This window comes from Nocardia huaxiensis, from assembly GCF_013744875.1.
In the GTDB taxonomy this organism is placed as follows: Bacteria; Actinomycetota; Actinomycetes; order Mycobacteriales; family Mycobacteriaceae; genus Nocardia; species Nocardia huaxiensis.
The window spans coordinates 2,731,610-2,752,582 of the sequence record NZ_CP059399.1 but is presented as its reverse complement, the minus strand read 5'-3'; the positions used below and the strand labels follow the sequence as shown (position 1 = coordinate 2,752,582).

General features: G+C 68.4%; 20 protein-coding genes. 14 read left to right on the top strand and 6 right to left on the bottom strand.

From position 1 onward, the window contains the following. Nucleotides 1–45: 45 nt before the first annotated feature. The gene (locus H0264_RS12260; protein ID WP_220139969.1) at nucleotides 46–522 is read right to left on the bottom strand and encodes a metallopeptidase family protein; all 477 of its coding nucleotides are present in this window, start codon (nucleotides 520–522) and stop codon (nucleotides 46–48) included. A gap of 149 nt (nucleotides 523–671) precedes the next feature. Between H0264_RS12260 and H0264_RS12255 the strand changes: the two genes are divergently transcribed. The 6 genes from H0264_RS12255 to H0264_RS12230 all read left to right on the top strand — a co-directional run bounded on the left by H0264_RS12255 (nucleotide 672) and on the right by H0264_RS12230 (nucleotide 7,041). After that, complete coding sequence (locus H0264_RS12255) at nucleotides 672–1,061, top strand: DUF3499 domain-containing protein (RefSeq protein WP_420832089.1); 390 nt, start codon at nucleotides 672–674, stop codon at nucleotides 1,059–1,061. A 79-nt stretch (nucleotides 1,062–1,140) separates the two neighbouring features. Further along, nucleotides 1,141–2,517: a phosphomannomutase/phosphoglucomutase gene (locus H0264_RS12250; RefSeq protein WP_181584069.1), complete on the top strand. Its 1,377-nt coding sequence runs from the start codon at nucleotides 1,141–1,143 to the stop codon at nucleotides 2,515–2,517. Between the two features lie 73 nt (nucleotides 2,518–2,590). Further along, a complete protein-coding gene (locus H0264_RS12245; RefSeq protein WP_181584068.1) occupies nucleotides 2,591–3,790 on the top strand; it encodes a tobH protein in 1,200 nt (399 codons plus the stop codon). Further along, entirely contained in the window at nucleotides 3,790–5,022 is a 1,233-nt protein-coding gene (manA, locus tag H0264_RS12240) for a mannose-6-phosphate isomerase, class I (RefSeq protein WP_181584067.1), read from the top strand. The genes H0264_RS12245 and manA overlap by 1 nt, the downstream gene beginning before the upstream one ends. Nucleotides 5,023–5,141: 119 nt before the next feature. Next, a complete protein-coding gene (locus tag H0264_RS12235) occupies nucleotides 5,142–6,062 on the top strand; it encodes a cation diffusion facilitator family transporter (RefSeq protein WP_181584066.1) in 921 nt (306 codons plus the stop codon). 61 nt (nucleotides 6,063–6,123) lie between these two features. Beyond that, nucleotides 6,124–7,041, top strand: coding sequence for a cation diffusion facilitator family transporter (locus H0264_RS12230; RefSeq protein WP_181584065.1), 918 nt, complete (start codon nucleotides 6,124–6,126; stop codon nucleotides 7,039–7,041). Here the strand turns inward: H0264_RS12230 and H0264_RS12225 are convergent. Together H0264_RS12225 and H0264_RS12220 are read right to left on the bottom strand one after the other, a co-directional pair. Beyond that, nucleotides 7,020–8,516, bottom strand: a complete 1,497-nt coding sequence (locus H0264_RS12225) for a phytoene desaturase family protein (protein ID WP_181584064.1) — start codon at nucleotides 8,514–8,516, stop codon at nucleotides 7,020–7,022. The two genes, H0264_RS12230 and H0264_RS12225, sit on opposite strands and share 22 nt — an antisense overlap. 56 nt (nucleotides 8,517–8,572) lie before the next feature. Continuing rightward, on the bottom strand, nucleotides 8,573–9,154 hold the full coding sequence (locus tag H0264_RS12220) for a TetR/AcrR family transcriptional regulator (protein WP_181584063.1): 582 nt from the start codon (nucleotides 9,152–9,154) through the stop codon (nucleotides 8,573–8,575). Between the two features lie 90 nt (nucleotides 9,155–9,244). On the opposite strand from H0264_RS12220, the gene H0264_RS12215 reads away from it, so the two are divergent. After that, nucleotides 9,245–9,676, top strand: a complete 432-nt coding sequence (locus tag H0264_RS12215; protein ID WP_244976166.1) for a DUF4267 domain-containing protein — start codon at nucleotides 9,245–9,247, stop codon at nucleotides 9,674–9,676. A 77-nt stretch (nucleotides 9,677–9,753) separates the two neighbouring features. Then, nucleotides 9,754–9,972 carry a DUF4287 domain-containing protein gene (locus H0264_RS12210; RefSeq protein WP_181584062.1) on the top strand — a complete coding sequence of 73 codons (219 nt, stop codon included), beginning with the start codon at nucleotides 9,754–9,756 and terminating at the stop codon, nucleotides 9,970–9,972. Between the two features lie 72 nt (nucleotides 9,973–10,044). On the opposite strand, the gene manB is transcribed toward H0264_RS12210, so the two are convergent. The 3 genes from manB to rfbD are packed head-to-tail and all read right to left on the bottom strand — an operon-like array spanning nucleotide 10,045 to nucleotide 12,889. After that, on the bottom strand, nucleotides 10,045–11,136 hold the full coding sequence (manB, locus tag H0264_RS12205; RefSeq protein WP_420832088.1) for a mannose-1-phosphate guanylyltransferase: 1,092 nt from the start codon (nucleotides 11,134–11,136) through the stop codon (nucleotides 10,045–10,047). 23 nt (nucleotides 11,137–11,159) lie between these two features. Then, entirely contained in the window at nucleotides 11,160–12,056 is an 897-nt protein-coding gene (locus H0264_RS12200) for a glycosyltransferase family 2 protein (protein WP_231083067.1), read from the bottom strand. 11 nt (nucleotides 12,057–12,067) lie between these two features. After that, nucleotides 12,068–12,889, bottom strand: a complete 822-nt coding sequence (gene rfbD, locus H0264_RS12195; protein ID WP_181584060.1) for a dTDP-4-dehydrorhamnose reductase — start codon at nucleotides 12,887–12,889, stop codon at nucleotides 12,068–12,070. A gap of 396 nt (nucleotides 12,890–13,285) precedes the next feature. Here rfbD and H0264_RS12190 point away from each other — a divergent pair, with 396 nt between their 5' ends. The 6 genes from H0264_RS12190 (at nucleotide 13,286) to H0264_RS12165 (ending at nucleotide 20,969) form a co-directional block, all read left to right on the top strand. Beyond that, nucleotides 13,286–14,710, top strand: a complete 1,425-nt coding sequence (locus H0264_RS12190; protein WP_181584059.1) for an LCP family protein — start codon at nucleotides 13,286–13,288, stop codon at nucleotides 14,708–14,710. Continuing rightward, on the top strand, nucleotides 14,698–15,417 hold the full coding sequence (locus H0264_RS12185; RefSeq protein ID WP_181584058.1) for a TIGR03089 family protein: 720 nt from the start codon (nucleotides 14,698–14,700) through the stop codon (nucleotides 15,415–15,417). The genes H0264_RS12190 and H0264_RS12185 overlap by 13 nt, the downstream gene beginning before the upstream one ends. A 62-nt stretch (nucleotides 15,418–15,479) precedes the next feature. Next, nucleotides 15,480–16,778 carry a cytochrome P450 gene (locus H0264_RS12180; protein ID WP_181585485.1) on the top strand — a complete coding sequence of 433 codons (1,299 nt, stop codon included), beginning with the start codon at nucleotides 15,480–15,482 and terminating at the stop codon, nucleotides 16,776–16,778. 140 nt (nucleotides 16,779–16,918) lie between these two features. Next, the gene (locus tag H0264_RS12175) at nucleotides 16,919–18,217 is read left to right on the top strand and encodes a cytochrome P450 (RefSeq protein ID WP_338040143.1); all 1,299 of its coding nucleotides are present in this window, start codon (nucleotides 16,919–16,921) and stop codon (nucleotides 18,215–18,217) included. Between the two features lie 108 nt (nucleotides 18,218–18,325). Next, entirely contained in the window at nucleotides 18,326–19,624 is a 1,299-nt protein-coding gene (locus H0264_RS12170; RefSeq protein WP_338040142.1) for a cytochrome P450, read from the top strand. A 67-nt stretch (nucleotides 19,625–19,691) separates the two neighbouring features. Continuing rightward, a complete protein-coding gene (locus H0264_RS12165) occupies nucleotides 19,692–20,969 on the top strand; it encodes a cytochrome P450 (protein WP_231083069.1) in 1,278 nt (425 codons plus the stop codon). Nucleotides 20,970–20,973 lie beyond the last annotated feature (4 nt).

Genomic DNA, 20,973 nt, shown 5'->3' with positions numbered 1-20,973 from the left:
CTCGCTGCCCGATCCGGCAGCGAGGCGTGCTCTTACCGCGCGGCGCTACTCCGGGTCGGGATCGATGACGTCCGGGTCGACACCCAGGTATGTGGCGATCTGCTGCACGAGCACTTCACGCAGCAGGTCCACCAGATCGTCGGGGTCACCCGCGCGTAGCTCCAAAGGCTTGCGGAACAAGACAACTCGCGCGCGAGTGGCCATGCCGTAGCGGTCCACGCCCGCGGGAATCAAGCGGGACAAGGGAACCGGGCCGTCGGCGACGACCTCGTCCGGCCACGTCACCGAATCCGGATGCAGTGGACGGATTTTCGGTACGTCGTCGACCGCGATGTCGAGCTTGGTGAGCTGCTCGTGCCACCGGCTCTCCAGCGGTGCGAACGCCTCCAGCACGAGGCGGTCGAATTGCTGGCCGCGGGTACGCCGGGCCGGCACCGTGGGTGGAAGCATCGGCCCGCGCACACCCCGCCCGCGGCGAATAACCGACCGAGCAGTCGGTGGGCGCTTACGTGAACGGGTCATACCCCGAATTTAACCCCATGCGGGTGCGCACGTATGCGAGCGGTTCGCCGCCGGTCGGGAAGGCTCTTTCCCGCTACGTGGCGCACCGAACACCGCGTGTCTGTCCCCGGCGGGGCGTGAGGGGGGTTACCCTGCATGGCGTGATTCCCATGCGTCGTTGCTGCCGACCAGGCTGCAAGAACCCGGCCGTCGCGACGCTGACCTATGTGTACTCGGACTCGACGGCAGTCGTCGGTCCGCTGGCCGCGGTCGCCGAGCCCCACTCCTGGGATCTGTGTGATACGCACGCATCCCGGATCACCGCGCCGAAGGGCTGGGAGATGGTCCGCCACGAGGGCGGCTTCTCCTCCGGCAGCCCCGACGACGATGACCTAACCGCGCTCGCCGAAGCCGTCCGCGAAGCCGGATTGCGCCGCCGCACACCGGAACCGGATCAGCGCGGCTACTCCGACTACGCCCCCGCCCCGCAGCGCCCCACCCGCACCGGCCGCACCGGCAGACGCGGGCACCTCCGAGTCCTCCCGGATCCGCCCAACTGAGGTCCGCGTGAGGCGGTCAGAGGACATGCACAGCGCCACCGAATACGACCCGTCACTGGGAGCTACTAGGGTGTCCCCTATGACAGTCGCCCGGTCCGCCGAGTCAGTCCACGCAGTTATCAAGGCATACGACGTCCGCGGTGTCGTCGGCGAACAGATCGACGCGGCGTTCGTCCGCGACGTGGCCGGATCCTTCGCCCGGCTGATGCGCGAAGAAGGCGCCCAGCGCGTCGTCATCGGTCACGACATGCGTGACTCCTCCCCCGAGCTGGCCGAGGCTTTCGCCGACGGCGTGCAGTCCCAGGGCCTGGATGTGGTGCACATCGGCCTGGCCTCCACCGACGAGCTGTACTTCGCCTCCGGTCATTTGGATTGCCCCGGAGCCATGTTCACCGCCTCGCACAATCCGGCCAAGTACAACGGCATCAAGCTGTGCCGCGCCAAGGCCCTGCCGGTCGGCCAGGACACCGGGCTGGCCACCATCAGCGACGAGGTCATCGCGGGCGTACCGGGCTACGACGGCGCACGCGGTTCGGCCACCGAGGCCGACCTGCTCGCCGACTACGCGGAGTTCCTGCACAAGCTGGTCGACCTGAGCTCCTCGCGCCCGCTGCGCATCGCGGTGGACGCCGGCAACGGCATGGGCGGGTTCACCGTCCCCGCGGTGCTGGGCACGCTGCCGCAGTTCACCATCGAACCGCTGTTCTTCGAACTGGACGGCAACTTCCCCAATCACGAAGCCAATCCGCTCGATCCGAAGAACCTGGTGGATCTGCAGGAGTACGTCCGCAAGACCGGCGCCGACATCGGCCTGGCCTTCGACGGCGATGCCGACCGCTGCTTCGTGGTGGACGAGAAGGGCGATCCGGTCTCGCCGTCCGCGGTCACCGCGCTGGTCGCCGAGCGCGAACTGGCGAAGGAGCCGGGCGCCACCGTCATCCACAATCTGATCACCTCGAAGGCCGTGCCGGAGTTGGTGACCGAGCTCGGCGGCACGCCCGTGCGCACCCGCGTCGGCCACTCGTTCATCAAGCAGCAGATGGCCGCCACCGGAGCGATCTTCGGCGGCGAGCATTCCGCGCACTACTACTTCCGCGATTTCTGGGGCGCCGACTCCGGCATGCTGGCGGCGCTGCACGTGCTGGCCGCGCTCGGCGAGAAGGAGCGCCCGATGTCCGAACTGGCTTCCGCCTATTCGACTTACGCGGCATCGGGCGAGATCAACTCGACGGTCGCCGACGCCAAGGAGCGCACCGCCGCGGTGCTCGACGCCTTCGGCAAGCGCGCCAAGAATGTGGATCGCCTCGACGGCGTCACCGTGAATCTGCCCGACGGCGCCTGGTTCAACCTGCGCGCTTCCAATACCGAGCCGCTACTCAGGCTCAATGTCGAAGCCCGATCGCAGGAGGAAGTAGACGCACTCGTAACCGAGATCCTGAGCATCGTCCGCGCCTGACTGGAATAGTGGAATCACAGAGCTTGGATTCGCGAGCGTCTGGTGACCCGATGAGGGGAGGTGGCAACGCCCGATGATCGCAGGGACACCGGTAGTCGACCTCGATGACGTCGCCTCGCTGGAGGCGGCCGACATCGGGGGTGCGTTGCGCTCCGCCGCGTCGGGTGGCGCCCAGGTGCGGGCCACCGCCGCGGCCGTCGCCGAGGACGCGTTGACGCGGTTGAGCGATATGCGGCCGCGGAGTTTGGTTTTGGTGTCGGGCTCCGGCCGGGCCGCGCGCGCGGCGGCGCTGCTGATCGCCGCGCTCGGGGATCGCACGAGTATGCCGCTGGTGCCGGCCACCGCGATTCCGCCGTGGGTGGGTCCGCTGGACGTGGTGCTCGTGGCCGGCGACGACGCGGGTGATCCGCGCATGGCGCAGGCCGTCGAGGGCGCGGTGCGGCGGGGCGCCGAGGTGATCGTGGCCGCGCCCGACGAGGGTCCGCTGCGCGCCGCCGCCGCCGGTCGCGCGACGCTGCTGGCGCCCCGGGTTCCGGTGCTCGACCACAATCGGCTGCTGCGCTATCTGGCCGTCGGTATGGCGGTGCTGAAGGCGGTCGACCCGAATCGCATGGGCCCGCTGATCCCGGATCTCAACGCGCTCGCCGATCTGCTCGACGCTGAGGCGCTGCGCGACGGCCCGCAGCACGAGGCCTTCCACAATCCGGCCAAGAATCTGGCCACCCGCATGCAGCAGCGTCCGCGGCTGGTGCTGGCCGGGGACTCCCCCGCCACCACCGAGGTCGCGCTGCACGGGTCGGAGGTGCTACTGGCCGCTGCCGGGCAGGTGGCGACGGCCGCCAACCTGGCGGAAACCATTGCGGCGCATACTCGCATGGTGGAAGCCGCAGGGGTGTCGGCGCCGGGCTTCGATCCGCTGTTCCACGACGAGCAGCTGGACGGTCCCGCGCCCGTGCAACAGGTGCGGGTGTTCGTGGTGAGCGCCGATTCCGACGAGATGGCGGTGCGCCGCCGGCTCGCCGTTTTCGGCGCGGAGGCCGGACTGGTCGACGCCGATCTGGTGAACGTGGACAATGTGGATGCCGAACAGGCCGCCGCCGCACTACAGAGTGGTTCGGCACCGGAGGCGCCGGGCGCGCCGGTGGGGCGGGGCGGGGAGCTGGAACAGCTCGCCGTGCTGGTCCTCCGGATCGAGATGGCGGCGGCGTATCTACGACTACTCGGTTCCCGCCCGGTCACCGGCCCGGGACGTTACGACGGGGGACACTACTAGTGCACGAACTCGTTGGTGCGCTGCGTTCTTACGCATGGGGTTCGCGCACCGCGCTCGCTCAGTTATGCGGACGACCGGTACCGTCCGCGCATCCGGAAGCCGAACTCTGGTTCGGCGCGCACCCGGCCGATCCCGCCCAGGTGAAGATCAACGGGCACAGCCACTCGCTGCTCGACGTCCTGCGCGCCGACCCGAACCACGAACTCGGTGCGGTCGCGGGCGAATTCGACGGACGGCTGCCGTTCCTGCTGAAGATCCTGGCCGCCGAGGAACCGCTGTCGCTGCAGGCGCATCCCAGCATCGAACAGGCGCGCGCCGGCTTCGCGCGGGAGAACCACGCCGGGGTGGCCCTCGACTCGCCCATGCGCAACTACCGCGACGAGAACCACAAACCCGAACTGGTGGTGGCGATCGAACGGTTCGAGGCGCTCGCGGGCTTCCGCGATCCACGCCAGACCGTGCGGCTGCTCACCGCCCTCGATGTGGCCGAACTCAATCCGTACGCCGAACTGCTTGCCGCCCAGCCCGATTCGGCCGGGCTGCGCACCCTGTTCACCACCTGGATCGCATTGCCGCAGGCCAGCCTGTCCAAGCTGCTGCCCAAGGTGCTCGACGGCCTGGTGCGCTACCTGGCCGAACGGCCCGACAGCGGAACCGACGGCGCGCCCAAGGAATTCGCCGCCGAGATCCGCACCGCCCTGGAACTCGCCGAGGCGTACCCGGGCGACGCGGGCGTGCTGGCGGCCCTGCTGCTCAATCGCGTCACCCTGGAACCCGGGGACGGCCTGTTCCTCGCCGCCGGCAACCTGCACGCCTACCTGCGCGGGCTCGGCGTCGAGATCATGGCCAACTCCGACAATGTGCTGCGCGGCGGCCTCACCCCCAAGCATGTCGACGTCCCCGAACTGCTGCGCGTGCTGGACTTCGAGCCCCTCGACATGCCCATCGTGAAGCCCGAATCCGACGGCGACGGCATCTTCCGCTACGACACCCCCGCCCCCGAGTTCGCGCTCAGCCGCTACGAACTGGCCCCCGGCGCCGACCCGACGCCCATCCTCCAGGCCGGTCCGGGCATCGCCCTGTGCACGCACGGCACCCTGCGGCTGTACCGCGGCGGCGAGGAGCTCCGCGTCGAATGCGGTCGCGCCGCATGGATTTCGGCCACCGACACCGATATCCGCGCCGCGGCCGTGGACGGTCCGGCCCAGCTGTTCTGCGCCACCGTCGGCTAGCGCCCGCCCGCGCGGCAGACTCATTCGGACCGCGCGCACTGGGTAATCTGTCCACTTGGCTTCGGTCCCTGGGGGTTCGGGGGCGAAGCCGCTGAGAGCCCCGAGAGTTGGAGGTCGCGGTGTCTGCGAGCGGCGGTAAGAAGGCGATCCTGGCGGCGATGTCCGCCAATGGCGGTATCGCGGTGGCGAAGTTCGTCGGCGCGGCCATCACCGGATCGGCCTCCATGCTGGCCGAGGCGGTGCACTCGGTGGCCGACACCGCCAATCAGGGGCTGCTGCTGTTCGGGCAGAAGCGGGCCGATCAGGATCCCGACGAGCTGCATCAGTTCGGGTACGGGCGCAATCGCTACTTCTACTCGTTCGTGGTCGCGCTGGTGATCTTCGCGCTCGGCTCGCTGTACGCGATCTACGAGGGCATCCACAAGGTCCAGCACCCGGAGGAGCTGAAGAGCCCGATCGTGGCGATCGTGATTCTCGGCATCGCCATCGCGCTGGAGACGTTCAGCTTCATCACCGCCATCCGGGAATCGCGTCCGCTCAAGGGAAATGCGAGCTGGTGGCAGTTCATCCGCAAGTCGCGCAATCCGGAGCTGCCGGTGGTGCTGCTGGAGGATTCCGGCGCGCTCATCGGCCTGGTGCTCGCCTTCGCCGCGGTCAGTCTCACGGTGGTCACCGACGACCCGATCTGGGACGGCATCGGCACGCTGTGCATCGGCATACTGCTGGGTGTCATCGCGATCATCCTGATCGTGGAGATGCATTCGCTGCTCATCGGCGAGGGTGCGACGCCGGGCGACTACCGGTCCATTCGCGACCAGCTGATCGACGACACCCGCATCGACAGCGTCATCCACCTGCGCACCCAGTACCTGGGCCCGGAGGAACTGCTGGTCGCCGCGAAGATCGCAATCACGCCGGGGCTGGAGATCGCCGATATCGCGGCGGCCATCGATGCCGCCGAGGCGCGGGTGCGGGCTGCCGTGCCGATCGCCAAGGTCATCTATCTGGAACCCGACCTGTACCGCGTGGGCCACGTCTAGGCGCTGATCGCCCGGCGTGTGCCGCCGGGCCGGAGCGCGGGCCCTCAGTACCGTTCAATCCATGTCCTCTGGCAGCAGGAAAGCGGTACTGGCGGCATTTTCGGCCGATGCGGGGATCACGCTCGCCAAATTCGCCGGGGCGTTCTTCTCCGGATCGTCGTCCATGCTCGCCGAGGCGGTGCACTCGCTGGCCGACACCGCCAATCAGGGGCTGCTGCTGATCGGGCGGCGGCGGGCCGAGCAGGAACCGGATGCGCTGCACCCCTTCGGGTATGGGCGCAATCGCTACTTCTACGCGTTCGTGGTCGCGCTGGTGATCTTCGCGCTGGGGTCGCTGTTCGCCATCGACGAGGGGATCGCCAAGATCCGGCATCCGGAGCATCTCGAGGATTCGACGGTGGCGATCGTGATTCTGGTGATCGCCATGATTCTGGAGTCCTACAGCCTGTTCACCGCGCGGCAGGCGTCCGCGCCGTTGAAGGGGCGGACCAGCTGGTGGCGATTCATCCGCAATACCCGAAATCCGGAATTGCCCGTTGTGCTGCTGGAGGATTCGGGGGCGCTCATCGGGCTGGTGCTCGCGTTCCTCGGTGTCGGGCTGACGACGCTGACCGGGAATCCGGTCTGGGACGGTATCGGGACCGTGGCCATCGGGGTGCTGCTGGGGTTCATCGCGGTGGTGCTGATCGTGGAGATGAAGTCGCTGTTGATCGGTGAGGGCGCGACGCCGGACGAGGACCGGCGCATCCGCGCCGCGCTCACCGGTGATCCCCGGATCGATCGGGTGCTGAACTTGAAGACCCAGTATCTGGCCCCCGATCAGCTGCTCGTGGCGGCCAAGGTGGCCATGTCACCCGGACTCGATATCGACAGCGCCGCAGTCGTTCTCGACGAGGCCGAGGCGCGGGTGCGCGGCGCGGTGCCGAGCGCCGGCGACGTCTACATCGAACCGGACCTCTATCGCGCCCGCTCGGTCTGATCCCGCGCCAGCAGGTCGAAAGGATCTGTGCGGACCGCGAATTCGCGGCGCAGGGCGTGGCGGGCGGCGTAGTAGCCGTTCATCCCGTGCACGCCGGGGCCGGGCGGGGTGGCGGCGGAGCAGAGGTACACGCCGGGCAGCGGGGTGCGGTACGGATTCCACTGCGCCGCGGGGCGCAGGAAGGTCTGCCGGAAAGTCATTGCGCCCGCGGAGATGTCGCCGCCGATGTAGTTGGCGTTGTAGGCGGGCAGGGTGGCGGCGGTGCGCACATTGCGCGCGAGGATCAGGTCCCGGAAGCCGGGTGCGAAGCGTTCGATCTGGGCGGTGATGGCCTCGGTCATATCCCGCGTCGAGCCGTTGGGGACGTGACAGTAGGTGTAGAGCGTGTGCTTCCCGGCGGGTGCCCGGCTCGGATCGACCACCCCCGGCTGGACCGCGATGATGTAGGGCCGGTCGGGATGTTGGCCTGCGGCCACGGCCTTTTCGGCGGCGACGGTTTCCGCGCGGTCGCCGATCACGTGCAGGGTGCCGGCCCGGTCACAGCCGAGCGCCCGCCACGGCACCGGTCCGGAGAGCGCGAAGTCGACCTTGCAGGCCGCACCCCCGTATCGGAAGCGGCCGAGCGCCCGGTCGTATCGGGCGGGCAGCCGGTCGGCGGCGATGCGCTGGAACTCGGCGGGCGCGATATCGAGCAGAACCGTTCGGACATTGTCGAATTCGTCGATGGAGTCGACGCGGTGGCCGGTGAAGATCCGGCCGCCGTGCTCTTTCAGGTCGGCGGCGAGCGCGTCGACGATGGCCTGGCTGCCGCCCTTGGGAATGATCCAGCCGCGCACGTGCGCGAGCGTGCCGAGCAGCAGGGCGGCGCCGGCGGCGGGGATGGCGCGCGGCGGCACGATGGCGTGGGTGGCGATGCCGGTCAGCATGGCGGGAGCGAAATCCTCGCGAAAACGCATGTTCCACACCGGGGTCGACTGCTCCAGCGCCCGCAGCCCGAACCGGACGGCGTTCACGGGGTCCAGGTGCGGGCGCCCGTTCAATCCGGTCGGCACATGCCGGAAGTCGGACATGGCCAGTTCGACGGTGTCCTCCCAGCGGCGCACGAGCGGACCGAACAGCTGCCGCCACGAGCGCCCGTCCCGGCCCAGTCCTTCGACGGTGTTGTCGAGGTCGCGCCAGGCCAGCCCCGCGCGCCCGCCGTCGAGCGGATGCGCGTAGGAGACCTGCGGCGCAAGCAGTTCCACCCCGTGCGCCTCCAGATCGAAGGCCCGGAAGAACGGTGAGGCCGCCGCCATGGGATGCGCTCCCGCGCACAGGTCGTGATGGAACCCCGGCAGCGTGACATCCGCGGTGCGGGATCCCCCGCCGATGTGGTCGGCCGCCTCGTACACCTCGACATCGAGTCCGGCGCGGGCCAGGATCACCGCCGCCGCAAGACCATTGGGTCCGGATCCGACCACCACCGCGTCAGCCATGATCTCAGCCTAGGCGCGGTGCCGAGCGGTCCGCCGCCAACGTGACGAATCAGGCGTCATCCGGCATTCCCGATCCATTGCGCGAGCAGAATCTCCAGCCGCAGTGCACGAAAGTCGGGCCGCAGCCGACCTCCCCGGTCCAAGGTGGCCAGGCCGTGCAGCGTGCTCCACGCGACCTCGGTGAAGGTCTCGACATCGTGCGGCGGCGCGAAAGGGGCGAAGGTGATGGCGAGTTCGGTGTACGCATCCTTCAGCGGCTGCGAGGCCTCGGGTCCGAACTTCAGCTCGGTGCGCAGCAGGAACATGGCGTCGTAGAGCGCGGAGCTCTCCCGCGCGAACGTCAGATATCCCTCCGCGACGGCGCGCAGCGCCGCTTCCGGACTGTCCGCCTCGCTCCTGAGTTGCCGTGCGACAGCGGCGAGTTCGCTGAACCCCTGCTCGGCGACCGCGGACACGATGGCGTCCTTGCCCGCGAAATGGCTGTACAGCACGGGCTGGCTGTATTCGATCCGCTCGGCCAGTTTGCGCACGGTGACCGCGTCCCATCCCTGTGCCTCGGCAAGCTCCCGAGCACTGTCGATGATGCGCTGATGCCGTTCGGCCCGTTCCCGCTCCTTGCGGTTCTGAATCACGCTCACACGAAAATCCTAGCAGCGCTAGACAACATAGCCACGCATCAGTTAGCGTTGCTTCATCAGTTAGCAACGCTAGATTCTGGAGCGCACGACATGATCACCACTCGCCGCATCGCCACCGCCCTCGCTCTCGCCGGCGCAGCCTTCATCCTCTACATCGGCATCGGCTACCTCACGGTCCCCCAGTCCATGGCCCCCAGCTTCGGTCTCCCCGCCTGGCCGTCCGGCGATGCCGAGGCCTTCATGAACCTCAAGGGCGTCCGCGACGTCGCCTCCGGCATCCTCTTCCTGGCTCTGCTCGCCACCGGCCAGCGCTTCGCCACCGGCATCGCCATGCTCGCCATGTCCGTGGTCCCCCTCGGCGACATGCTGACCATCCTCCGCTGGGATGGCTCCACCACCACCGCCATCACCGTCCACGGCTTCACCGCCGCCCTGGTCTTCCTCGCCGGCGTCCTCTTCGTCCGCGAAGGCCGCACCCCCGCGACCGCAACTGCCCCCACCCGCGTCGCCACCCACGCGTGACCCTCACCACACCCCGATGAATTCGCCCGCACCGCCCCGTCTCCCATGACAACCCCACCGAAACAAGGAGCGACGCAATGGCAACCACCAAGCCCCACGGCCCCGCCTCGTACTTCCCCACCATCGAGGCCAAGTACGGCCGCACCGTAGACGAGTGGTTCGCCTACCTCACCGAAACCGGCCTCACCTCACACAAAGACCTGCTGAACCACCTCAAGTCCGAACACGCCATGGGCCACGGCCACGCCACCGCCCTGGTCCAGTTCCACCTCAACCCCGGCAAATGGGAACGCTGACTCCCCTTGCCCCGCAAACGAATCGGCCGCTCACACATGGTGAGCGGCCGATTGCGTTGCAGCAGTATTCGATCAGACGTCGGTGGAGAAGCGGATGCCGCCGTCGGGGATTTCCACGCCGGGCCAGACTCGGGCGCCGCGTAGTAGTTCGCAGCGGGCGCCCACGTTGGCGCCGTCGCCGATCACCGCGTCGCGGACGAGGGCTCGGGGGCCGATGCGGGCACCGAAGCCGATGATCGAACGTTCCACTGTCGCACCGGCATCGACGCAGGCGCCGTCGAAGATGACCGCGCCGTCGAGGCGGGCTCCGGCGCCTACCTCCGCGCCACGGCCTACGACCGTGCCGCCGATCAGCAGCGCTCCGGGCGCCACGCCCGCACCGGGGTGGACCAGGGATTCGCCGCGCTGGCCGGGGAGGGCCGGGGAGGGGGCGATGCCGCGGACCAGATCGGCCGAGCCTCGGACGAAGTCCTCGGGGGTGCCCATGTCGCGCCAGTAGGCCATGTCTACGTGGCCCTGGATGTGGGCGCCTTCGGCGAGCAGGGACGGGAAGGTTTCGCGCTCGACGGAGACCGGGCGGCCCGCGGGGATCTTCTCGATGTACTCGCGACGGAAGACGTAGCAACCCGCGTTGATCTGGTCGGTCGGCGGGTCCTGCGTCTTCTCCAGGAAGGCGGTGACGCGGCCGTTCTCGTCGGTGGGGACGCAGCCGAAGGCACGCGGGTCGCTGACGCGGACCAGGTGCAAGGTGACGTCGGCGTTGGACGAGTGGTGGGTGTCGAGGACTGCGGTGAGGTCGGTGCCGCCGAGGACGTCGCCGTTGAAGACCATCACCGTGTCGGCGCGCAGCTTCGGGAGCACGTTGCGGATGCCGCCGCCGGTGCCGAGCGGTTCGGTCTCGGTGACGTATTCGATCTCCAGACCGAGGTCGGAGCCGTCACCGAAGTGGTCCTCGAAGACCTCAGCCTTGTAGGAGGTGCCGAGGACCACGTGGGTGATGCCGGCGTCGGCGATGCGGGCCAGCAGGTGCTGCAGGAAGGGCAGGCCCGCGGTGGGGAGCATCGGTTTGGGGGCGGACAGTGTGAGCGGACGCAAGCGCGTGCCCTGGCCCCCAACCAGGATCACCGCGTCCGTGGTACCGGCAACATTGCCGCTGTTCGCCATCATCTCCCCTGTGTCAGCTTTCTCTAAGTGGTAGCGCGATCGCGTTCACGCAAGGCGGATCGAACCGCAAGCCTGCAGCGGATCGCAAGTCCGGCCTTGAGCGCGAGCCGCAGTGGTGCCTGCCACCAGTGCGGATGCCGGTCGGCCTGGAAGCGGTAGGCGCTGGCGTGGTGGGCCGGCAGCATCGTTTCCGGGTGGCGCCCGGCGGCGTGGCCTTTGGCGTGCGTGACCTCGGCCGACGGTACGAACACATTGTGCCAGCCGGCCTTGCCCATGCGGTCGCCGAAGTCGACATCCTCCATATACATGAAGTAGCGGGAGTCGAAGCCGTCGATCGAGTCGAACGCGGCGCGTCGCACCAGCAGGCACGAGCCGGACAGCCAGCCGACGGTCCGCTCGGAGATGGCGGCATTGTCCTGCCGGTACTTCTGGGTCCACGGGTTGCCGGGCCAGATGCTGCCGAAGATGGCGTGGCCGGCGCCGTCGGCGATGCCGGGCACCGAACGCGCGGACGGGTAGATGCTGCCGTCCGGTTCGAGCACCATGGGCCCGATGGCTCCGGCGCGCGGCCAGCGCTTGGCCGCCTCGAGCAGCTTGTCGATGGAGTCGGTGCCCCAGCGGATGTCCGGATTCGAGATGACGATGAATTCGATGTCCGGGTCGATCTCGGCGACCGCGCGGTTGATGGCGCCGCCGTAGCCGATATTGCCGCCGGTGCGCAGCAGTCGCACGTGCTCGTTGGCTTCGGCGACCATTTCCGGGACGCCGTCGGTCGAGCCGTTATCGGCCAGGATGACCTGCGGCTTCTCGCTCGTAGCGGTGGCTAGGGTGCTGATGAAGTGTTCCAGGTGCTCACCGGGCGAGTAGGTCACCGTGACGACGGCCAGGGTCGGCCGTCCGACAGAATCCGAGGGGCTCACGGGCGTCCAGCCTAGTCGGTACCGGCCGCGAGCGCGTCGTTCAGCGCCTCTTGCCAGCTACGCAGCGGCGTAAGGCCCGCGGCGGCCCAGGTTTTGCCGGAAAGGACCGAATATGCCGGGCGCGGAGCGGGTCTCGGGAAATCCTCGGTGCCGCAGGGGCGTACGCGGTCGGGATCGGCGCCGATGCCCGCGAAGACGGCGCGGGCGAGATCGAACCAACTGGCTTGTCCGGCATTGGTGGCGTGCAGGATTCGCGGTGCGACGGGGTTGGCGGCGAGCTCGAGCAGACCGGCCGCGAGATCGAGCGTGTAGGTGGGCGAACCGATCTGATCGTTCACCACATTCACCGTCTCGCGTTCACGTTCCAGCCGCCGCATGGTGGCCACGAAATCACTGCCCCGCCCGGTGTAAACCCAAGCGGTACGGACGATATGGGCATTCGGGGCGAGCTCCAGCACGGCCCGCTCCCCCGCCAGCTTGGAGCGGCCGTAGACCGTCGCGGGGTCGGTCGCGTCCTCCGGCTCGTAGGGATGGTCGGCCGTGCCGGGAAAGACGTAATCCGTGGACAGGTGAATGAGCCGCGCCCCGGCCGCCGCGCACACCTCCGCCAGCACCGCGGGCCCGGTCGCATTCCCCGCGTATGCCGCCGCCTCCTCGGTCTCGGCCTGATCCACCGCCGTGTAGGCGGCGCAATTCACCACCACGTCACCGGGATTCACGATCTCGCGCACCGCCTCCACGGCGGTGATGTCGAGTTCCGCGCGCCCGTACCCGCGCGCGCCGGGCGCGAGCCGCAGCAGCGCCCGCCCGAGCTGTCCGTTGGCCCCGGTCACCACGAGTCCACCCGTGGGTTCGGTCCCCGGAGAAGGCGGGTCACCCGGCGATGCGGGGAATGGGGGCAAGGAGGCGGATGTCACGGCGGCCAGTGTCGCATGCACCGGCACGCTCCGCGCCCACCCACCGTCACCTGCGAAAACGCCGGTGATGCAGGACGCGCCTGACGCCGTTCACCCACGACTCACGGAGCGCGCGCTACACCGACATACCGGTTGGCGCGTCTAGCCTGCACTCAGGGGGCATTCCATCGGCATCACCCGATCTCGGGGTGCGGCCGACACATCATCGAAAGGACAGCTGGGTTGCCGGACAGCACGAGGGCATCCGCGCCGCTACCGCCGCTACGACCGGCCGGAGGCCGGAATCGCGGCGGCGGCAAGGCCGGAAAACCCGTGCGTACGCTGACCGCGGTGGCCGCCGCACTGGTGCTGGTGCTCACGGGTCTGGGCTGGCACAGCGTCGATCAGCTGGTTTCCAGCATCGAGCGCATCGGTGATCTCGGACTGGGCGGGGGCAAGGACGGCGCGGTCGACATCCTCATGGTCGGCATCGACGCCCGCACCGACGCGCACGGCAATCCGCTCTCCGACGACGAGCGCGCCATGCTGCACGCGGGCGACGAGGTGGGCCTCAATACCGACACCATCATCCTGATCCGGGTGCCGAACAACGGCCAGTCGGCCACGGCCATCTCGATTCCGCGCGACTCGTATGTGCAGATTCCGGGCCTGGGCATGGGCAAGATCAACTCCGCCTACGGCGTGACCAAGCTGAACGAGCAGCAGCGACTGCTGGACAAGGGCGTCTCCGAGAAGGAGGCCGACGAGAAGTCCTCGCAGGCCGGACGCCAGGCGCTGATCAAGTCGGTGGCCACCCTGACCGGCCTCACCGTCGACCATTACGCCGAGGTCGGCCTGCTCGGTTTCGTGCTGCTCACCGATGCCGTCGGCGGCGTCGAGGTCTGCCTCGACAATGCCGTCTACGAACCCATGTCCGGCGCGGACTTCCCGGCCGGCCGCCAGAAGCTGGACGGCGCACAGGCTTTGAGCTTCGTCCGCCAGCGCCACGAGCTACCCCGGGGCGACCTGGACCGCATCGTGCGCCAGCAGGTGTACATGGCGCAGCTGGTGCATCAGGTGCTGAGCGCGAAGACCCTCACCAGCCCGACCCGCCTGCAGGCGCTCAGTGACGCGGTGGGCCGCACCGTGGTGCTCGACGACGACTGGGATGTGCTGAAGTTCCTGAACCAGATGCAGGATCTGTCCGGCGGCAAGGTGAGCTTCGAGACCATCCCGGTGAAGGATCTCAACGGCTGGACCGACGACGGCGAATCGGTGGTGCGCGTCGATCCGGTGGCGGTGCAGAAGTACGTCGCCAAGACCATCGGCGAGGACGACGGCGAGACGTACCCGGAAACCAATGGCGTCGACCCGGCCACGGTGACGGTGGACGTCTACAACGCCAGCGGCGTCGGCGGCATGGCGGGCAGTGTGGCGACGGCTCTGCAGGGCAAGGGTTTCCGCACCGGCACGGTGGACAATTGGATCGGCGGCCCGATCCAGAGCACCCGGGTGCTGACCGGTGACGCCACGAGCGCGAAGGCGCGCGCGGTGGCGCAGGCGCTGGGCGGGGTGAACGTGATGTCGGAGGCGGGCCTGTCCGAGGGGTCGATCCGGGTGGTGCTGGCGGGTGACTACTCTGGTCCCGGCTCGGCCCCGGCGACCACCATGGATTTCACGAGTTCGACCACCATGACGCCGGTGCCGCCCGCACCACCTATCGATGCCGGCCAGAACGGACCGAAATGCGTGAATTGAACGAGACCCTCACCGAAGCGGTGCTCGACCCCATCCTCGCTCGTGATCCGGCGGGACCGCGGATCACCTATTACGACGACGCCACCGGCGCGCGCATCGAACTGTCCGCGCTGACGCTGGCGAACTGGGCGGCCAAGACCGCCAATATGATTCGCGACGAATTCGGCCTGTCCGCGGGCGCCCGCGTGGCGGTGCTGCTACCCGCGCACTGGCAGACCGCGGCCGTGCTGCTGGGCTGCTGGTGGGCCGGTGTGGAAGTGGTGCTGCACGCCGACCCGGACGCCGAACTGGCGCTGGTGACGGCCGAGCGCATCGACGAGGCGGGCGATATCGCCGAGATCGCGGCGCTGTCGCTGGACCCGATGGGCCTGCCGGTGCGCGATCTGCCGATCGGCGTCACCGACTACGCGACATCGGTGCGCGTGCACGGCGATCAGTTCCGTCCCGGCGGCATCGGTTGCGCCCTGGACGGCCTGTCGGTGTCGGAGGTTTTCGAGGAGGCGCGGAAATCGGCTGCGCGCCAGGGCTTCACGGCCGAGGACCGGGTGCTGTCCAGCACACCGTGGGAAACCCCGGGCGAACTGGTGGACGGCTTGCTGGCGGTGCTGGCGGCGGGCGCCTCGCTCGTGCAGGTCGCCAATCCCGATCCGGCACAGCGGGAACGGCGCGTGACCTCGGAACGCGTTACCGCACAACGTTCTTCCTGAGCGACATCGCCGACTTGTCAGTACCTTCTTAGTGTTCCGATCTAGGAGGGGACTGTCAGATGTTGAGCCGTCGGTATGCGCTGCGCTATCTCTTGGAGCAGGCACCGCCCCGCTATCTGCTGCGATTGCTGGCCTGGCGCGGTGACCCGTTCGCCAAGCTGGTCGGCAGCGCCGAGGGCATGGCGGACCCGTTCCGCTATATCGAGGAGATCCGGGCGGGCGGCCCGCTGTGGAAGATGCCCTTCGGTTATGTGACAGTCGATTACGAGGTGAGCCGCCATATTCTGCGCAGCACCGACTGGGGTGTCGCCGGACCCGATACCTCGCAGCTGCCGCAGTTCCTGAAGGATCAGATCCAGGCCGCGCCGATTCCGGCGAATCCGGTCGCGCCGCCGGCCATGATCCTGATGGATCCGCCGGATCACACGCGGATGCGCAAGTCCGTGTCGGCGGCCTTCACCCCGCGCGCCATCGGCCGTTTGCGCGAGCGCGTGGAATCGGTGGTGGCCGAACTCCTGGACGCCATGCCGTCCGGCGGATCCGCCGACCTGATCACCGATTTCGCCTCCCAGGTGCCGATCGCCATCATCTCGGCCATGCTCGGCTTCCCGGACGAGTCCCGGGCCCAGTTCCTGCACTGGGGCGAGGAGTTCACGCCGCTGCTGGACGTCGGAATCGACTGGAAGACTTGGGAACACGCCGTCCAGGCCACCTTCCGCATGGACGAGTACCTGGACGCGCACATCGAGCGGCTGCGCGCCGAGCCGGGCGCGGACATCCTCAGCAAACTCATCACCGACGGCGATCTGAACAATCACGAGCTCAAGGCCAATGCGATCCTCATGATGGCGGCGGGCTTCGAGACCACGGTCAACCTCATCGCGAATTCCATTGTGCGACTGCTGGAACACCCCGAACAGCTGGCGAAACTGCTGGCCGATCCGGCGCTGTGGCCGCAGGCCGTGGAAGAACTGCTGCGCATGGACACCCCGGTCATGAACACCGCGCGAGTTCCGCTGTGCGACACCGAACTAGCCGGGGTGCAGATCCCCAAGGGGACCGCGGTGGTGCTGTCGCTGCCGGGCGCGAACCGCGATCCGAAGATGTTCGACGATCCGAACCGCTTCGACATCACCCGCGAGAACGCCCGCGAACACCTGTCGTTCATCAGCGGCCCGCACGTCTGCCTGGGTGCGAGCCTGGCGCGCATGGAGGCCACGCACGCCCTGCGCTCGCTGTTCGAACAGTTCCCGGACCTGCGCCTGGAAGGCACGCCGGAGCGCCTGCAGCGGCACACCCTGCGCGGCTGGTCGAAGCTGCCGGTGCGGCTCGGCGACCGCGCCGCGCTCGGCGTGCAATAGCGATCCGCCCGAGATCACCGCGCATCCGCTCGGACGGTTCTCTCCTACCGTAGTGGGAGAGAACCGTCCGTCTTCGGACTGTTCTCCACCGCAGGCGCTTTCCGTACCGTGGATACATCCGACGAGGACGGGAGTCCGCGATGCTGAGTTCGCGATACCGGGTCAGGTGGCTGTTCGATCAGGGACTGCCGCGAACGCTGCTGCGCTGGCAGGGCTATCGCGGCGATCCCGTGGGCAGCCTGATCGCGAGCCCGGCCGGCCTGCACGATCCGCACCCGTTCATCGAGGCGATCCGCGCGCGGGGACGCATGTACCGCACCCCGTTCGCCTGGGTCACCAGCGATTACGAGATCTCGCGAAGCATCCTGCGGGACAGTACTTTCGGGGTCCTCGGCCTCGACAAGACGGCGGTGCCGGACGCCCTGCAGCGCTTCCTGGGCAACGCCGAGCTGCCGCCCAATCCGGTGGAGGGGCCGTCCATGCTGGCGCTCGATCCGCCCGATCACACTCGCCTGCGCAAGTCGGTGTCCAAGGCGTTCACCCCGCGCGCCATCGCCCGGCTGCGCGACCGGGTCGAGGCGGTCACCGCCGAGCTGCTCGACCGGCTGCCCGAGCACGGATCCGCCGATCTGATCACCGATTTCGCCGCTCAGCTGCCCATCGCCATCATCTCCGACATGCTCGGCTTCCCACAGGAATCCAAGGACCGCTTCCTGGCCTGGGGCGACCGGACCACACCGCTGCTGGATTTCGGCATCTCCTGGCGGCAGTGGCGGGACGCGGTCGAATCCATGCGGGTCATGGACGGCTACCTGGACACGCACATCGCGCGGCTGCGCCGGGAACCGGGCGAGGACATCCTGAGCAGCCTGGTGCGCGACGGCGACCTCGACGACCGCGAGCTCAAGGCCACCGCGACCCTGCTGATGGGCGCGGGCTTCGAGACCACGGTCAACCTCATCGGCAACGGCGTGTTCCGGCTGCGCGAGAATCCCGATCAGCTGGCCCTGCTGCGGGCGGATCCGGCGCTGTGGCCGCAGGCGGTCGAGGAGATCCTGCGCTACGACGCGCCGATCACGCTCACCGGGCGAATGGCCCTGTCCGACACCGAAGCCGGTGATATCCGCCTGCGCCGGGGCCGCGTGGTGGTCATCTCGCTGACCGGCGCCAACCGGGATCCCCGGAAGTTCGAGAACCCCGACGCTTTCGACATCACCCGCGCGAATGCCAAAGACCACCTGTCGTTTTCGAGTGGCATCCACATCTGTCTCGGGGCGAGCCTGGCGCGCATGGAGGCCACGCACGCGCTGCGCTCGCTGTTCGAACGCTACCCGGATCTGACGCTCGCGGGCGCGCCCACCCGCCGTCGGCTCTACACGCTGTACGGCTACGAGCACATGCCGGTGCGGCTCGGAAAGCGGGTGAGCGCCCCGGTGTGACCGTCCCGCCGTCCTACCCCGGTATGAACTGTGATTCCGTCCGTGGTTTGTTCTCCGCCCCAACGGATTTCAGTAACGTGTCAACTTCCTACTGCGAGGGAGTCGCGAATGTTGAGCGCACGGTACCGGTTTCGATGGTTGTTCGAGCACGGTGCGCCGCGATTACTGCTGCGCGCGCAGTCCTGGCGCGGCGACCCGTTCGGCAAGCTGACCGGTAGCGCCGAGGGGCTGGCGAATCCGTTCCCGCACATCGAGGAGCTGCGCCGGCGCGGCAAACTGGTGCCGAATCCGATCGGCTTCTCGACCACGGATTACGAAGTGACGCGCACGATTCTGCGCGACGACCGCTGGGGTGTGTTCACCATCCACGGCGTGCAGATGCCGGACGCGGCGCACAAGATGATCCGCAATGCCCCCATCCCGCCCAATCCGGCCGAGTCGCCGTCCATGCTGCTGACCGATCCGCCCGAGCACACCCGGCTGCGCCGCTCGGTGCAGTCCGCGTTCACGCCGTACGCCATCGCGCGGCTGCGCACCCGGGTGGAATCGGTGACCAAGGAACTCCTCGATGGGCTGGCCGCCGCCGAGACCCCCGATCTCATCCGCGGATTCGCAGCACAGGTGCCGGTGGCCATCATCTCCGAGATGCTGGGGTTCCCGGACGCCTCCCGCGACGAATTCCTGGAGTGGGGCGATCGCATCACGGCGCTGCTCGACATCGGCGTCTCCTGGCCGCAATGGCGCGATGCCGTCGAATCACAGATGGGCATGGACGGGTACCTGGACCGGCACATCGAGAAACTGCGCCGCGATCCCGGCGAGGATATTCTCAGCAGCCTGGTCACCGCCGGCGACCTGAGCGATCACGAGCTGAAGGGCACCGCCGCGCTGCTCATGGGCGCGGGCTTCGAGACCACGGTCAACCTCATCGGCAACGGCGTGTACCAGCTGCTCGCGCATCCGGATCAGCTGGCGCTGCTGCGCGAGAATCCGGCGCTGTGGTCGCAGGCGATCGAGGAGATCCTGCGCTTCGACTCGCCGGTGCGCATCACCGCGCGAATGGCGCTGTCCGACACCGAGATCGCGGGCACCCCGCTGCCCGCGGGCACGGTCGTGATCATGTCCATCTCGGGCGCCAACCGGGACCCGGCGGTCTTCGACGATCCGGACGTCTTCGATATCGAACGCCCGAATGCCAAGGATCACCTGGGTTTCTCCAATGGCATCCACGTCTGCCTGGGCGCGGCCCTGGCCCGCATGGAGGGAGTGTTCGCGCTGCGCTCGCTGTTCGACGCCTTCCCCGACCTTTCCATCGAGGGGCCGCTGGAACACCGGCAGCTCGTCAATCTCTACGGATTCTCGCGAATGCCGGTGCGCCTCGGGCAGCGCGCGGACGCACGGGTCTGAATCTCTACCGGAAGTGGAACGAATTATGAAGCCGCGGCATTGGTTTCGATGGGCGATGGAACAGGGCATGCCACGCGCGATGCTGCGTTCGAAGGCCCGCAAGGGTGAACCGTTCGCCCGGCTCATGGTGGGCGCGGAGGGACGGGAGAACCCGTACCCGATCCTCGAGGAGCTGCGGCGGGCCGGAAAACTGGTGCCGACCTCCATCAACTGGGTGACGGTCGACTACGAGCTGACCCGGAGCATTCTGCGCGACAACAGGTTCGGCGCGTTCATCACGCCGGAGATCAATGTGCCGGGCAAGTCCGGCATGCCGGAGGGCATGCGCAAACTGCTGCGCAGCGCCATCCTCCCGGCCAATCCGGTGGATCCGCCGTCGCTGCTCATGCTGGACGCGCCCGACCACACGCGGGTGCGGAAGTCGGTGTCGGCGGCCTTCACCCCGCGCGCCATCGGCAAGCTGCGCCAGCAGGTGGAGGCGGTGACGACGGAGCTGCTGGACGCGCTGCCGTCCGATGGCACCGTCGATCTGATCGAGTCGTTCGCGGCGCATCTGCCCATGGCGCTGATCGCCGAAATGCTCGGGGTGGGAGTCGATCACGAGAATCGGGAGCGGTTCCTCGGCTGGGGCGACAAGGTGACGCCGCTGCTGGATTTCGGGGTGCCGCTGCGCACCTACCGGACGGCCGCGGCCACGCTCGACGAAGTGGACCGGTTCCTCGACGATCTCATCGAGGAGCTGCGGGTGAATCCGGGCGACAATATTCTCAGCAGCCTGGTCACCGCGAACGAACTCGGCCCGGACGAGCTGAAGTCCACCGCGAGCCTGCTGTTCGGGGCGGGGTTCGAGACCACGGTCAACCTCATCGGCAACGGCGTGACACAGCTGCTGGCACATCCGGATCAGCTGGAGCGGGTGCTGGCCGAGCCGGGGCTGTGGCCGCAGGCGGTGGAGGAGATCCTGCGGTTCGATTCGCCGGTGCAGTCGACAGCGCGAATGGCGCTGTGCGAGTTGGAGATCGCGGGCGTGACGCTGCAACCCGGCAATGTGGTGGTGATGATTCTGGCGGGCGCCAATCGCGATCCGGGCGTGTTCGAGAATCCGCACACCTTCGACATCACCCGCAAGAATGTGCGCGAGCACCTGTCGTTCTCCAGCGGACCGCACGTGTGCCTGGGCGCGAGCCTGGCGCGCATGGAGGGCACGTATGCGCTGCGCACGCTGTTCGAGCAGTTCCCGGACCTGCGGCTGGCGGGCACGCCCGAGCGGCGCGAGCAGTTCAACCTGCACGGGTACGCGCACCTGCCGGTGCACCTGGGCAAGCGGGTGCCGGCCGCCGCGTGAGCCG

What these genes read in the sequence shown, in the direction of transcription:
- H0264_RS12260 (WP_220139969.1), bottom strand. Translation starts at nt 522, where the DNA reads ATGACCCGTTCACGTAAGCGCCCACCGACTGCTCGGTCGGTTATTCGC.
- H0264_RS12175 (WP_338040143.1), top strand. Translation starts at nt 16,919, where the DNA reads ATGCTGAGTTCGCGATACCGGGTCAGGTGGCTGTTCGATCAGGGACTG.
- H0264_RS12245 (WP_181584068.1), top strand. Translation starts at nt 2,591, where the DNA reads ATGATCGCAGGGACACCGGTAGTCGACCTCGATGACGTCGCCTCGCTG.
- H0264_RS12230 (WP_181584065.1), top strand. Translation starts at nt 6,124, where the DNA reads ATGTCCTCTGGCAGCAGGAAAGCGGTACTGGCGGCATTTTCGGCCGAT.
- H0264_RS12185 (WP_181584058.1), top strand. Translation starts at nt 14,698, where the DNA reads ATGCGTGAATTGAACGAGACCCTCACCGAAGCGGTGCTCGACCCCATC.
- H0264_RS12170 (WP_338040142.1), top strand. Translation starts at nt 18,326, where the DNA reads ATGTTGAGCGCACGGTACCGGTTTCGATGGTTGTTCGAGCACGGTGCG.
- H0264_RS12215 (WP_244976166.1), top strand. Translation starts at nt 9,245, where the DNA reads ATGATCACCACTCGCCGCATCGCCACCGCCCTCGCTCTCGCCGGCGCA.
- H0264_RS12255 (WP_420832089.1), top strand. Translation starts at nt 672, where the DNA reads ATGCGTCGTTGCTGCCGACCAGGCTGCAAGAACCCGGCCGTCGCGACG.
- H0264_RS12225 (WP_181584064.1), bottom strand. Translation starts at nt 8,516, where the DNA reads ATGGCTGACGCGGTGGTGGTCGGATCCGGACCCAATGGTCTTGCGGCG.
- H0264_RS12250 (WP_181584069.1), top strand. Translation starts at nt 1,141, where the DNA reads ATGACAGTCGCCCGGTCCGCCGAGTCAGTCCACGCAGTTATCAAGGCA.
- H0264_RS12210 (WP_181584062.1), top strand. Translation starts at nt 9,754, where the DNA reads ATGGCAACCACCAAGCCCCACGGCCCCGCCTCGTACTTCCCCACCATC.
- manB (WP_420832088.1), bottom strand. Translation starts at nt 11,136, where the DNA reads ATGGCGAACAGCGGCAATGTTGCCGGTACCACGGACGCGGTGATCCTG.
- H0264_RS12165 (WP_231083069.1), top strand. Translation starts at nt 19,692, where the DNA reads ATGCCACGCGCGATGCTGCGTTCGAAGGCCCGCAAGGGTGAACCGTTC.